This window comes from Saccharopolyspora sp. NPDC003752 (assembly GCF_053605825.1).
Genome location: NZ_JBSGJZ010000015.1, coordinates 148,687 through 162,132 on the forward strand (window position 1 = coordinate 148,687; position 13,446 = coordinate 162,132).

Consider the following 13,446-nt stretch of genomic DNA (forward strand, 5'->3'; position numbering starts at 1 on the left):
GCATGAGGGTCGACGCGGGCCTGTCGAAGCTGCTCGGCCTGTCCCGCAGCGCCGTCGCCTCGCTGGCCGAGTCCGGTGACGTGCTGGTCGACGGCAACCCGGCGGGCAAGTCGGACCGGCTGGTCGCCGGGGCCTGGCTGGAGGTGACGCTGCCGCCGGCGCAGCAGCCGCTGCAGGTCGTCGCGGTGCCGGTGGACGGGCTCAGGATCCTGCACCAGGACGACGACATCGTCGTGGTCGACAAGCCGATCGGCGTCGCCGTGCACCCGAGCCCGGGCTGGGAGGGGCCGACCGTGGTCGGCGGGCTCGCCGCCGCGGGCGTGCGCATCGCGACCTCCGGAGCCTCGGAGCGGCAGGGCGTCGTGCACCGCCTGGACGCGGGCACCACGGGTGTGATGGTCGTTGCCAAGAGCGAGCACGCGTACTCGGTGCTCAAGCGCGCGTTCAAGGAACGCACCGTGGACAAGCGGTACCACGCGGTGGTGCAGGGGCATCCGGACCCGAGCCGCGGCACCATCGACGCGCCGATCGACCGGCACCCGCGCCACGACTACAAGTTCGCGGTCGTCACCGGCGGCAAGCCCAGCGTCACCCACTACGAGACGGTGGAGGCGTTCCGCGCGGCGTCGCTGGTGGACGTGAAGCTGGAAACCGGGCGCACGCACCAGATCCGGGTGCACTTCGCGGCGATCAAGCACCCCTGCGTCGGCGACCTGACCTACGGCGCGGACCCGGTGCTGGCCCGACGACTCGCCATTACCCGGCAGTGGCTGCACGCGCGCAGCCTCTCCTTCGAGCACCCGTCCGGCGGCTGGGTCACGTTCGAAAGCGACTACCCCGCCGACCTGCAGCACGCGCTGGACGAGCTCCGCGGTCAGGACGGCTGAGCCGGGTACGGTGGCGGACAAGCCTGTGAACGAGCAAGGGGGCTTGATGGCACAGTCGAGGTCGTTCGACGGGTCGGATGCACCGACGCCACCCAGCGGCATGCCGGTGTTCGACGCCGGAGCCGACGCGGACACGCCGCCGGCCGGTTTCACCAGCCTCGGCGACGTGATCAGCGCGGAGGACGTGGGGAAGGCGGCGCCGTCGGTGCTCGGCGCGCCGGAACCGAACCAGGCGGGGGGCGAAGCGGGGGACTGGCCGACGCTGGAGTACCGCAGCCGCACCAAGCCGGAACGCCCCAAGCGCAACAACCCGCTGAACATCTTCCGCCGCGGCAAGGAGTCATGAGCCCTTCGGGCAGCCGTGGCAGGAAGAGACTCACGGCCCCTGGGTTGGCTCACGCCCTACAGCGGCTGTTTCGACTTGGGTGACGCGTCGGCTTTTGTTCTTGAAGCGGCGTAGCCGCTTAGCCCACCTACGCAGCCGGCACCGTCGCGGGTTCTCAGACGTCGTCTGGCGAGGACAGCCTCGGCGCGTCGTATTGGACATACGTGTGTCGGGGATCCCGGAGTCCAGGCGGCGGCCGTAACTCCCGCAGGGGGGCCGCCACCTGCACCGCCAGGCAAAAGGAGTTCGGAGAAAAGCTCTACAGCGCCTTGAGCTCTTCGACCACTTCTCGCACCGAGGCCTTGGCGTCGCCGAAGAGCATCGTCGTCTTCGGGTCCGTGTAGAGCGGGTTGTCCACGCCCGCGAAGCCCGCGCGCATAGAGCGCTTCAGGACGACGATCGCCTTCGCCTGGTCGACGTTGAGGATCGGCATGCCGTAGATCGGCGAGTTCGGGTCGGTGCGAGCCGCCGGGTTGGTGACGTCGTTGGCGCCGATCACCAGCGCGACGTCCGCGCGGGCGAACTCGTCGTTGATCTCGTCCATCTCCTTGAGCTGCTCGTAGGGCACGTCGGCCTCGGCGAGCAGCACGTTCATGTGGCCGGGCATCCGGCCCGCCACCGGGTGGATCGCGTAGTCGACGGCAACCCCCTTGTCCGCCAGCAACTTCGCCATGTCCTGCACCGCGTGCTGGGCCTGCGCGACCGCCATGCCGTAGCCGGGCACCACGATCACCTGCCCGGCGTAGGCCAGCTGGATCGCCACGTCGGCCGCGCTGACCGAGCGGACCGTGCCGTCGGTGGCCGCCGGGGCCGCGGCCGCGCCGCCGCCGAAACCGCCGGCCACGATCGACGGGATCGACCGGTTCATGGCCTTGGCCATCTGGTCGGTGAGGATCGAGCCGGACGCGCCGACCAGCATGCCCGCCACGATCATCGCGGTGTTGCCCAGCGCCAGCCCGGCCGCGGCCGCCGACAGCCCGGTGAACGCGTTGAGCAGCGATACCACCACCGGCATGTCGGCCCCGCCGATCGGCAGCACCACCGCGATCCCGGCCAGCCCGGCCAGCACCAGCACCGCCACGATCAGCAGTTCCGCGGTGCCGCCGAGGCCGATCGCCACGGCGCAGCCGATCGCCCCGGCCAGCAGCAGCACGTTCAGCGGCATCTGCAGCCGGCCGACGGTGATCGGACGCCCCGGCACGATCTCCTGCAGCTTGCCGAAGGCGACCAGCGATCCCCAGAACGAGATCGAGCCGACGATCGCCGCGAACAGCGTCGAGATCGGCACGAACGCCGGTTCGCCCTGGAACCCGGTGGTCTCCCGGAACTCCACCCACGCGGTGAGCGCCACCGCGCCGCCGCCGACGCCGTTGAACAGCGCGACCATCTGCGGCATCGCGGTCATCTTCACCCGCCGCGCGGCGGGCACGCCGATGACCGTGCCGAGCGCCAGGCCCAGCACGATCAGCCACCAGTTGCCCAGGCCCGGGGTGAGCAGCGTGGCGACGACGGCGACCACCATGCCCGCCGCCGCGATCGCGTTGCCGCGGACCGCGGTGCGCGGGCCGGTCAGCCCCATCAGGCCGTAGATGAACAGCGCGAACGCCAAGATGTAGAGCACCGAGCGCAGGGTGATCACTTGTCGGCACCCTTCCGCGTCGGCTCCGGCTTCCGCTTGAACATGCCCAGCATCCGGTCGGTGACCAGGAATCCGCCGACGACGTTGATGGTGCCGAAAACGATGGCCACCAGCGCCAGCAGTTGCGAGCCGAGGTCCTCCACCCCGGATCCGAGCACGAGCACGCCGCCGAGCAGCACGATGCCGTGGATGGCGTTGGTGCCGGACATCAGCGGTGTGTGCAGCGTGTTCGGCACCTTCGAGATCACCGCGAAGCCGACGAACCCCGCCAGCACCAGGACCGCGAGATCGGCCAGGAACATCGCCCCTCCTCCCGTTCGCCCATGGAATCGTTGATGCTCATGCCGGGTCCGGACAGGTGATGCAGGCGGCGGCGAGGACCTCGTCGGTGAGGTCGGGGGCGAGGCGGCCGTCGACGAGCATCAGCTCCAGGAGAGCTTGCACGTTGCGGGCGTAGAGCTCGCTGGCGTGCTCCGGCATGCTCGCCGGGAGGTTCAGCGGCGCCGCGATGGTGATCTCGTGGCCGACCACGGTTCGCCCCGGCTCGCTGAGCTCGCAGTTGCCGCCCGTCGCGCCCGCCAGGTCGACGATCACGCTGCCCGGCCGCATCCGGCGCACCGCCTCCGCCGGGACCAGCTTCGGGGCCGGCCGGCCCGGCACCAGGGCGGTGGTGATCACCACGTCGAAACCGGCGATGGCCGAGTTGAGCCGGTGGGTCTGCTCGGCGCGCTCGTCGTCGGTCAGCTCCCGGGCGTAGCCGCCCTCGCCGACCGCCGAAACGCCCAGGTCCAGCCACTTGGCGCCCACCGAGCGCACCTGGTCGGCGACCTCCGGTCGCACGTCGTAGCCGGTGGTGCGGGCGCCGAGCCGCTTCGCGGTCGCCAGCGCCTGCAGACCGGCCACCCCGACGCCGAGCACCAGCACCGACGCGGGCTTCACGGTGCCCGCCGCGGTGGTCAGCATCGGGAAGAACCGGGTGCATTCGCTCGCCGCCAGCAGGACCGCCCGGTAGCCCGCGACGTTGGCCTGCGAGGACAGCGCGTCCATCGACTGGGCCCGGGAGATGCGCGGCACCGACTCCAGCGCGAAGCCCCGCACCCCGGCGGCCCGCAGCCGGTCGGCGATGTCCGGATCGGTCAGCGGCGCCAGGAACCCGATCAGCGCCGACCCGGGCGACAGCCGGGCGATCTCCGCCTCGGTCGGCGCGTTCACCTTGACCACGACGTCGGCGGACCACGGGTCGCCGATGGTCGCGCCCGCCTTGGCGAACGCCTCGTCCGGGATCAGCGCGGCCTGCCCGGCACCGGCCTCGACCACGACGCCGAGGCCTTGCGCGCACAACCGCTCCACCACGCCCGGGACGAGCGCGACCCGGCGTTCACCGGGCACCGTCTCGCGCGGCACACCGACGCTGGTGCGACCGCTGTCCGGAGAGGTCATGACTCCAGCTCGTCACACCGCGGCGCAAACCGCAAGACCACCCGCCCGTTCGGCCCCGGGAGATCACCAGGACAGACGTACTGGAGGTGGGGAGTTCTGGCATTTCACCGGAGTTGCGGCCCCGCCGACCGGGAATGCGGCAAGGCGCTCAGAGGTCGGTGATGTCCCACATCAGGGTGCGCTGTTCGTCGCCGGGGCGGGGCGTCCAGCGGACCTTGGTGAGCTCCGTGTTCTCCGGCAGCACGTACACCGTGTGGCCGCCCGCGGTTTCGCCCGGCTGCACGCCGATGCGGTGCGGTGGGCGGGAGGACAGCGATACCGGCGCCTTCGACACCGCCCCGCCGTCCTCGGTGATCAGCTCCAGGTACAGGTCGGGCAGCGAGGCGAACGGCGTCGCCCCGCGGTTGGTCAGCTCGGTGTGCACGACGACCGCGCGCTCGCCGTCCTGCAGCTCGTAGCCCGCCGCGGTGAACAGGAAGTCGGCCGGGTCCACGACCTCCACGAGCAGGATCGTGATCCGCTCGCCCTCCAGACCCTCGACGTCGAGCTTGCTGCCGACCTTGCCGGTGCGCACCGGCTGCTGCTGCGGCGCGGCCTGGGCGCCCGGCCACTGCTGGTCGCCGCGGGCCCAGGCGGCCGATCCCGGCGGCCCCCACACGTTCATCGGGTTCGGCGGCGCGGGCTGCTGCTGGAAGGAGGTCGCCGGCGGACCGGCCGGGACGAACGGCTGCGGGCCGCTCGCGCCGCCGTACGGCGCCGGGTAGCCGCCGGTGGGCATCGGGTAGCCGCCGCTGGGCTGCGGATACGAGCCGCTGGGCTGCGGGTAGGAGCCGGACGGCTGCACCTGGTGGCCGCCGCTGGCCTGCCCCTGCACCTGGTACGGCCCGCTGGCCATGTTCTGCTGCGCGGCCCAGTGCTGGGCGGCCGCGACCGCGTTGCGGATGGCCTGGGGGTCGCACTCGACGCCGACGATCAGCGGCAGGCCGGTGGTGGAGAGGGCAGCAAGGCGTGCGGCGACGTCGCGCACGTCCATGCCGAGCCGACCGGCGATCTCGGGAACCGCCGCACGGCCCATCTCGGCGACGACGCTCAGCAGACGCACGTCCACGGGATCAGGGCCAGCCACGTCGTGCCACGCTACCCGCTCGCCCCGACCCAAGCGTAAACGGCATGTGCTTTTGATCCGGACTTCGCGACCGGGCGGCCGGGCAGCGGGGCGGCGCACACCCCGCCCGCGTGGAAACACCGCGCAACGCCGGGGGAATCTCCGGCCGAGTCGGGGCCGGGAGTTAGGCTGGCACCTCTCCCCGAAGCCCGCCGAAGGAGGACTTTCCCGTGCCTGTCGACCCCTTCGTTCACCTCCATGTGCACACCGAGTACTCGATGCTCGACGGTGCGGCGAAGGTGGGGGCGTTGTTCGCCGAAGCCGAGCGGTTGGGCATGCCCGCGGTGGGGATGACCGACCACGGCAACATGTTCGGCGCGGACGAGTTCTACCAGCAGGCGCGCAAGACCGGCATCAAGCCGATCATCGGGATCGAGGCCTACCTCGCACCCGGCAGCCGGTTCCACAAGAAGCCGGTGTTCTGGGGCGAGGCCAAGCAGCGCGGGACCGACGAGTTCGGTGAGGGCGGTGACGTCTCGGGTGCGGGTGCCTACACGCACATGACGATGGTGGCGCGCAACTCGACCGGCCTGCGCAACCTGTTCACGCTGTCCAGCCGCGCGAGCTTCGAGGGCATGTACCGCAAGCCGCGGATGGACAAGGAGCTGATCTCGGAGTTCTCCGAGGGCATCATCGCCACGACGGGTTGCCCGTCCGGCGAGGTGCAGACGCGGCTGCGGCTGCGGCAGTTCGACGAGGCGCTGCGGGCGGCGGCGGAGTACCAGGAGATCTTCGGCAAGGACCACTTCTTCCTGGAGCTGATGGACCACGGGCTGCCGATCGAGCGGTCGGTGCGCCAGGGACTGCTGGAGATCTCCAAGAAGCTGGGCATCCCGCCGCTGGCGACCAACGACAGCCACTACGTCACGGTCGACCAGGCCGAGTCGCACGGCGCGTTGCTGTGCGTGCAGTCGGGCAAGACGCTCAGTGATGAGTCGCGGTTCAAGTTCGACGGTGATGGTTATTACCTGAAATCCGCGGCCGAGATGCGGGAGTACTGGGACAAGGAGGTCCCGGGCGCGGCGGACAGCACGCTGCTGATCGCGGAGATGGTCGAGTCCTACGAGGACGTCTGGTCCTTCCAGGACCGGATGCCGCGCGTCACCGACGGCACCGGCCGGAGCGAGCGCGAGCTCCTGGAGGCCGAGGTCGAGCAGTACCTGCCGACGCGGTACCCGGACGGGCCGACGCAGGAGTGCCTGGACCGGATCAAGGTCGAGCTGGACGTGCTCGACACCAAGGGCTACTGCGCGTACTTCCTGGTGGTCGGCGACCTGACCCGGTGGGCGAAGTCGCAGGGCATCCACGTGGGGCCGGGCCGTGGTTCGGCCGCGGGTTCGCTGCTGGCCTACATCCTGCACATCACGAACCTGGACCCGCTGGAGCACGGGCTGATCTTCGAGCGGTTCCTGAACCCGGAGCGCGACTCCCCGCCGGACATCGACCTCGACTTCGACGACCGCCGCCGCGACGAGGTGCTGCAGTACGCGATCAACAAGTACGGCCGCGACAAGGTGGCGCAGGTCATCACCTTCGGCAAGATCAAGACGAAGGCGGCGATCAAGGACTCCGCGCGGGTGCACCACGGCCAGCCCGGGTTCGCCATCGCGGACAAGATCTCCAAGGCGCTGCCGCCGCCGATCGCGGCCAAGGACATCCCGCTGTCGGGCATCGTCGACCCGCAGCACGAGCGCTACGCCGAGGCCGCCGAGGTCCGCAGCCTGATCGAGACCGATCCGGCGGTGTCGCAGATCTTCGACACCGCGCGCGGCCTGGAGGGCCTGATCCGCAACGCCGGCGTGCACGCCTGCGCGGTGATCCTCTCCTCGCAGCCGCTGCTGGGCACGGTGCCGCTGTGGGCGCGCGACGACGGCTCGATCATCACCGGCTGGGACTACCCGTCGTGCGAGGCCATCGGCCTGCTGAAGATGGACTTCCTGGGCCTGTCGAACCTCACGATCCTCGGTGACTCGCTGCGGATGGTGAAGGAGAACCACGACCGCGACATCGACCTGTCCAACCTGGGGCTGGACGACAAGACCACCTACGAGATGCTCGCCCGCGGGGAAAGCCTGGGAGTGTTCCAGTTCGAAGGTGGCGGCATGCGGGAGCTGCTCAAACGCCTGCAGCCGACCGAGTTCGGCGACCTGGTGGCGGCCAACGCGCTGTACCGGCCGGGCCCGATGGACGTCAACGCGCACCTCGACTACGCGGACCGCAAGAACGGCCGCAAGGAGATCGAGCCGATCCACCCCGATCTCGAAGAGGATCTGCGCGACATCCTCGACGAGACCTACGGCCTGATCGTCTACCAAGAGCAGATCATGGCGATCGCGCAGAAGGTGGCGGGCTACAGCCTCGGCCGAGCGGACATCCTGCGCCGCGCGATGGGCAAGAAGAAGAAGTCGGTCCTGGACCAGGAATTCGAGGGTTTCCAGGCCGGCATGCAGGCGAACGGCTACCGCGACGAGGCCATCACCAAGCTCTGGGAGACGGTGCTCCCGTTCGCCGGCTACGCGTTCAACAAGTCGCACGCGGCCGGTTACGCCCTGGTGGCGTACTGGACGGCGTACCTGAAGGCCAACTACCCGGCCGAGTACATGGCCGGGCTGCTGACCTCCAACGGCGACAACAAGGACAAGATGGCGATCTACCTCGCCGAATGCCGCCGGATGGGCGTCAAGGTCCTGTCGCCGGACGTCAACGACTCGAAGGACACCTTCGCCGCGGTCGGCTCCGACATCCGATTCGGGATGAGCGCGATCCGCAACGTCGGGTCCAACGTGGTCGCCTCGATCGTCAAGTCCCGCGAGGAGAAGGGCCGCTACACGTCGTTCACCGACTTCCTGGACAAGTCGGAGATCCTGGCCTGCAACAAGCGGGTCATCGAGTCGCTGATCAAGGCGGGCGCGTTCGACTCGCTGGGGCACAGCCGGATGTCGCTGGTGCAGCACCACGAGGCCGCGGTGGACGCGGTGATCGGGCTCAAGCGGCAGCAGGCGATGGGCCAGTTCGACCTGTTCGGCGCGGACTCCTCGGAGGACAGCGCGGACGCCTCGCCGCTGGCGCACCTGGTGTTCACCGCGGAGGAGTGGCCGCGCAAGCAGCTGCTGTCCTACGAGCGGGAGATGCTGGGCCTGTACGTCTCGGCGCACCCGCTGGACGGGGCGGAGCGGCTGCTCGCGCCCTACCAGGACACCGGCATCGCCGACCTGGTCGGCGGCGAGCGGGAGTTCGGCGGCGGCAAGGAGCAGCTGAAGATCGCCGGCATGATCTCGGGCATCCAGCGCCGCATCAACAAGAACGGGCACCCGTGGGCGATCGTCACGCTGGAGGACCTGGACGCCAGCGTGGAGGTGCTGTTCTTCCCGAAGTCCTACGAGATGTACTCCGACTGCCTGGTGGAGGACACCGCGCTGGCGGTCAAGGGCCGCATCAACGAGCGGGAGGGCACGATCAGCGTGTTCGCCTCGGATGCGGTGCCGGTGGACATCTCGGCGGCGGAGACCGACCCGGGCACCGACCCGGCGTTCGTGATCAAGGTGCCGGTGGGCCGGGTCGACCAATCGCTGGTGGCGGAGCTGAAGCGGACGCTGCAGGCGCACTCGGGGACCACGCCGGTGCAGCTGAAGCTGCAGAGCCCGCGCGGCACGACCCGCCTTGCGTTGTCCAGCGACTACTTCGTGTCCACCGAGAACGGTCTGCAGGGCGAGCTGAAGGGCCTGCTCGGCGCGGGCTGCTTCGAGGCGTACTGATGCGGAGAACTTGATTCCAGGCTCGTTTTGCGTGGCGGAACCTCAGGGGCCTTCTCGCCGTGGGATCCCCGACTCATGAATGCCAAGTCGGGGCTGTCCTCGCGAGAAGACCCCTGAGAACCCGCGGCGGTGCGGGTTTCGCAGGTGGGCCGAGCGGCTTCGCCGCTTCAAAGACAACGACCCGCCCTACCGCACCCCAAACAGCCTCTCTAACAGCGCAAAGTGCTCACGAGCCTGGTGCTCAGCTGTCGTGGAGGCGGCCGATCAGGCCCGCGAGCATGGCGATCTGGCCGGGCGACTCGCCCGGGATCACGTGCTCGTCGCGGGAGTGCGGCCCGGCGCCGACCGCGCCGAGCCCGTCGAGGACCGGCTTTCCCAGCGCCGACACGAAGTTCGCGTCGCTCACCCCGCCCACGGCGGTGCCCTCCAGGTCCCGGCCGATGTCCTGCGCGGCGGCGCGGGCGGCGTCGAACAGCCGCTCCGACGGCGGGTTCGGGTTCATCGGCGGCCGGTTCCAGTCGCCGGTGATGTCGAACTTGATCCGGTCGTCGGTGACCGCCAGCGCGGCGAAACCCGCGTCGATCCGGGCCGTCTCGGCCGGGTCCTGGATGCGGATGTCGATCTCGCAAGTCGCCCGGCCGGCCACCACGTTGCGGCCGGTGCCGCCGGTGATCAGGCCGATGTTGATGGTGGTGCCGCGCTCCGGCGCCGCCAGGGCGGTGATCTGCGGGACGAGCTCGGTGATGGCGTGGATGGCGCTCGCGCCGGCCGTCGGATCGAGCCCGGCGTGCGCTTCGACGCCGGAGACCGTCAGGTCGAACATGCCCAGGCCCTTGCGGCGGACCTTGGCCATGCCCTCCCGGCTGGGCTCCAGCACCAGGGTCGCGGTGGCCTCGGCGCAGGCCCGCTCGATGTGCGGGCGGGACGCGATGCTGCCGATCTCCTCGTCGCCGGTGAGCAGGAACCGCACCGCCGGGTGCGGGATCTCCAGCTCGCGCAGCAGGCGCAGCGCCCACACGCCGTGGACGATGCCGAGCTTCATGTCCAGGCAGCCCGGCGCGGTGATCCGGTCGCCCTCGACGGTGAACGGCCAGTCCGCCAGGGTCCCGATCGGCCACACCGTGTCGTAGTGGCACAGCAGCAGGACGGTTCCGGCCGCGGTGCCGGGGAAGGTGATGTCGAGGACGTCACCGCGGTCGCCGCAGTCGTGCCGGGTCCGCGCGGTCGGCTCGCCCAGCCGCTCGGCGAGCCAGTCCGCGATGTCGGCGAGCCCGGCGTCCAGCGCGGCCTTGTCGTTGCTGGGGGTCTCGTGCTCGACCAGCCGACGAAGATCGGCGATCACCTCGGGAAGGTCGCGCTCCGCCGCACCGGTCAATGCCGTCGCACTGCTCACTCGTCGTCACCTCTCTGCTCGTGCTTGCGTGTTCATCGCACCGGGGCACCCGGGCCCAGGGGCACGCCGAGCGCCCACCACGCGATGAAGAACAGGGTCCAGCTGACCAGCACCGCGAAGGAGATCGGGATGGTCAGCGACATGAGCGTGCCGATCCCGGCCTCCTTGCGGTACCGCTGCAGGAGGCCGAGCGCCATCGCGAAGTACGGGCTCATCGGGCTGATCAGGTTCGTCGCCGAATCCGCGATCCGGTACACCGCCTGCGTCGTCTCCGGCGACACGCTGAGCAGCATGAACATCGGCACCAGGATCGGGCCGACCAGCGCCCACTGCGCCGAGCCGCTGGTGATCACCAGGTTGATGCAGGTGACGAGCGCGATCAGGCCGAGGAACAGCACGAGCGGGTGCACGTTGGCCGCCTGCAGCAGCGCCGCGCCGTGGATGGCGATGATCTCGCCGATGTGCGTCCACTTGAAGTAGGCCAGGAACTGGGAGGCGGCGAAGAACAGCACCACCACGGGCGCCAGGTCGACCACGCCCTTGGCCATCGCGCCGGGGATCTCGGCGGCGCGGGCGATCGATCCGGTGCTGCGGCCGTAGACCGCGCCGGTGAGCAGGAAGGCGAAGCCCAGGACGTAGGCGACCCCGGTGATGATCGGCGAGCCGAGGACGTCGCCGTCCTCGCCGCGGAACGGTGAGCCGCTGGGCACCAGCACCGCCACCAGCACCGCGACGAGGGCCAGCAGGGTCAGCCCGGCGTTGCGCAGGCCCCGGCGCTCGGCGGCGGTCAGCCGCATCTCGCCGAGCTGCTGGTCCGGGGCGCCGTCGGTGGCCATCCCGGCGGTGCGCTTGGTGAGCACGAGCTCCGTGATCAGGGTGATCACGAACGCGAGGAAGATCGCCGAGCCGATCGAGAAGTAGTAGTTGGCCAGCGGCGTGACGGTGTAGTTCGGGTCGATGAGGTGGGCGGCGGTGGTGGTCAGCCCGGCCAGGATCGCGTCGGTGGGCGTCAGCAGCAGCGAGGCGTTGTAGCCGGCCGAGATCGAACCGAACGCCACCACCAGGCCGAGGACCGGGCTCCGGCCGACGGCCTTGAACACCATCGCGCCCAGCGGGATCAGCACCACGTAGGCGGCGTCGGAGGCCACGCTGCCGCTGATCCCGACCAGCGCCACGACGAAGGTCAGGTACTTGGCCGGGACGCGGGTGACGCTGCCGCGCAGCATCGCGCTGAGCAGGCCGCTGTGCTCGGCGACGGAAACGCCCAGCATCACCACGATGATCAGCGCCAGCGGCGGGAAGGCCGCGAAGTTGTCGACCGCGTCGCCGATGATCGCCTGCACGCCTTCGGCCGACAGCAGGCTCTTCACCTGGATCGTCTTGCCGTCCACGGGGGACACCGCGGAGACGCCGATGGCGCTGAGCACCGCGCTGAGCGCGATGACGAGGCCCGCCATCATGGTGAACAGCCAGAACGGGTGCGGCAGCTTGTTCCCCAGGCGTTCCACGCCCTGCAGGAAGCGCAGCAGCAAGGACATCGAGCGCGTGCTCCGCGCGTCCCCGGTGGTGGTCACCTTGCAGCTCCTAACCCGGTGCGGCCGATCACGTCGTTGCTCCGATAGGGCGACATTCAAATCGGACATGACGTGAACTGTCAATAGTCGCGATCGAGATGGTGCATCTATTCATCCAACGGGAACATGTGGGCTTAGTATCGACGGTGTGGGCGGAGATGCCGTGCTGGACGAGCTCGATCTGAACCTGGTCGCCGCGTTGCAGGAGGCGCCGCGGGCGCCCATCAACGCGCTGGCCGAGGCGCTGGGCAGTTCCGCCAGCACCGTCGGGCGGCGGTTGCAGCGCCTGCACGGCGACCGATTGTTGCGCGTGATCGGGCAGCTCGACTGGCGGCTGTTCTCCGACACCCATCCCCGGCACGTCTGGATCACCACCGAGGCCGGGCAGCTGCAGAACGTCGCCCACCGCGTCGCCGAACTGCCCGAAGCGCAGTACGTCGCCATGACGACGGGGCGCGCGGACGTGTACTGCACGGTCCACCCGGCGCGCCGGGACGCGGTGAAGGACCTGCTGACGCGGCGCATCCCGGGCCTGGCCGGGGTGGTCGCCACGCAGTCGGACCTGGTGCTGCGGCCCTTCGGCCGGGCCGACGCGTGGCGGGTGCGCCAGCTCGACGACGACCAGCGCGCCGTGCTCGCCCCGCACCGCATCGAGCAGCCCGAAGAGCCTGCGGCCCAAGGGTTTTCCGAGCACGAGCGCCGGGCGGCCCGGTTGCTGCACGCCGACGCGCGGCTGACGTCCAGCGAGCTGGCGCGCGACCTGGGCGTCAGCCAGTCCACCGCGCACCGGCTGATCGCCGGTTTGCTGGAGCGGCAGGTCGTCCGGCCGCGCGTCGAGGTGGAGCCCGCCCTGCTGGGCTTCCACCTGGAGGTGGCGCTCTCGCTGACCACCGAACCGGGCTCCACCGACGAGGTCGGGCGGGCCCTGGGCGGCCATCCCTCCGCCCGCTACGTGTCGATGGTCGCGGGCAGCGCGACGGTGATCCACCAGGGCGTCTTCCGGGACGAGGAGCACCTGGCGGACTTCCTCTCCGGCGACCTGGCGCAACTGCGGGGAATCCGCTCCGTCGAGGTCTCGGTCGTCCTGGACGTCCTGCGCCGCTACTGGATCGGCCGGGACCGCAACCGCCTCGGCGAGGCCCGCCTGCCCACCGACGGCTGACCTCCCGGGCGGCGCGGGCCGTCGGTCGGGGGTGCCGGTCGCGTCG

General features: G+C 70.4%; 10 protein-coding genes. 4 read left to right on the forward strand and 6 right to left on the reverse strand.

Translation table 11 applies throughout. The annotated features are described in order from the left end of the window. The first annotated feature begins 2 nt into the window (after positions 1-2). Together ACWEV3_RS21240 and ACWEV3_RS21245 are read left to right on the forward strand one after the other, a co-directional pair. Positions 3-887, forward strand: a complete 885-nt coding sequence (locus tag ACWEV3_RS21240) for an RluA family pseudouridine synthase (RefSeq protein WP_452615595.1) — start codon at positions 3-5, stop codon at positions 885-887. 46 nt (positions 888-933) lie between these two features. After that, the gene (locus ACWEV3_RS21245) at positions 934-1,233 is read left to right on the forward strand and encodes a hypothetical protein (RefSeq protein WP_452615543.1); all 300 of its coding nucleotides are present in this window, start codon (positions 934-936) and stop codon (positions 1,231-1,233) included. Between the two features lie 298 nt (positions 1,234-1,531). On the opposite strand, the gene ACWEV3_RS21250 is transcribed toward ACWEV3_RS21245, so the two are convergent. From ACWEV3_RS21250 to ACWEV3_RS21265, 4 genes are all read right to left on the reverse strand, one after another. Continuing rightward, positions 1,532-2,911, reverse strand: a complete 1,380-nt coding sequence (locus tag ACWEV3_RS21250; protein WP_452615544.1) for an NAD(P)(+) transhydrogenase (Re/Si-specific) subunit beta — start codon at positions 2,909-2,911, stop codon at positions 1,532-1,534. After that, the gene (locus tag ACWEV3_RS21255) at positions 2,908-3,213 is read right to left on the reverse strand and encodes an NAD(P) transhydrogenase subunit alpha (RefSeq protein ID WP_452615545.1); all 306 of its coding nucleotides are present in this window, start codon (positions 3,211-3,213) and stop codon (positions 2,908-2,910) included. Before ACWEV3_RS21255 ends, ACWEV3_RS21250 begins: the two co-directional genes overlap by 4 nt. 37 nt (positions 3,214-3,250) lie before the next feature. Next, positions 3,251-4,351, reverse strand: a complete 1,101-nt coding sequence (locus ACWEV3_RS21260) for a Re/Si-specific NAD(P)(+) transhydrogenase subunit alpha (protein WP_452615546.1) — start codon at positions 4,349-4,351, stop codon at positions 3,251-3,253. Between the two features lie 148 nt (positions 4,352-4,499). Next, a complete protein-coding gene (locus ACWEV3_RS21265) occupies positions 4,500-5,477 on the reverse strand; it encodes an AsnC family protein (RefSeq protein WP_452615547.1) in 978 nt (325 codons plus the stop codon). A gap of 209 nt (positions 5,478-5,686) precedes the next feature. Here ACWEV3_RS21265 and dnaE point away from each other — a divergent pair, with 209 nt between their 5' ends. After that, positions 5,687-9,271 carry a DNA polymerase III subunit alpha gene (gene dnaE, locus ACWEV3_RS21270; protein WP_452615548.1) on the forward strand — a complete coding sequence of 1,195 codons (3,585 nt, stop codon included), beginning with the start codon at positions 5,687-5,689 and terminating at the stop codon, positions 9,269-9,271. A gap of 241 nt (positions 9,272-9,512) precedes the next feature. Here dnaE and ACWEV3_RS21275 read toward each other — a convergent pair whose 3' ends face one another. Both ACWEV3_RS21275 and ACWEV3_RS21280 read right to left on the reverse strand, forming a co-directional pair. Further along, the gene (locus tag ACWEV3_RS21275; protein ID WP_452615549.1) at positions 9,513-10,664 is read right to left on the reverse strand and encodes a M20 family metallopeptidase; all 1,152 of its coding nucleotides are present in this window, start codon (positions 10,662-10,664) and stop codon (positions 9,513-9,515) included. 32 nt (positions 10,665-10,696) lie between these two features. Further along, positions 10,697-12,202, reverse strand: coding sequence for an AbgT family transporter (locus tag ACWEV3_RS21280; RefSeq protein ID WP_452615596.1), 1,506 nt, complete (start codon positions 12,200-12,202; stop codon positions 10,697-10,699). A 184-nt stretch (positions 12,203-12,386) separates the two neighbouring features. Here ACWEV3_RS21280 and ACWEV3_RS21285 point away from each other — a divergent pair, with 184 nt between their 5' ends. Beyond that, positions 12,387-13,400 (forward strand): Lrp/AsnC family transcriptional regulator, encoded by a 1,014-nt coding sequence (locus ACWEV3_RS21285; protein WP_452615550.1) that lies wholly within the window; start codon positions 12,387-12,389, stop codon positions 13,398-13,400. Positions 13,401-13,446 lie beyond the last annotated feature (46 nt).

Bases quoted from the DNA above. Each gene is read 5' to 3' on its own strand.
- ACWEV3_RS21255 (WP_452615545.1), bottom strand. From the start codon at position 3,213: ATGTTCCTGGCCGATCTCGCGGTCCTGGTGCTGGCGGGGTTCGTCGGC.
- ACWEV3_RS21260 (WP_452615546.1), bottom strand. From the start codon at position 4,351: ATGACCTCTCCGGACAGCGGTCGCACCAGCGTCGGTGTGCCGCGCGAG.
- ACWEV3_RS21245 (WP_452615543.1), top strand. From the start codon at position 934: ATGGCACAGTCGAGGTCGTTCGACGGGTCGGATGCACCGACGCCACCC.
- ACWEV3_RS21240 (WP_452615595.1), top strand. From the start codon at position 3: ATGAGGGTCGACGCGGGCCTGTCGAAGCTGCTCGGCCTGTCCCGCAGC.
- ACWEV3_RS21280 (WP_452615596.1), bottom strand. From the start codon at position 12,202: ATGTCCTTGCTGCTGCGCTTCCTGCAGGGCGTGGAACGCCTGGGGAAC.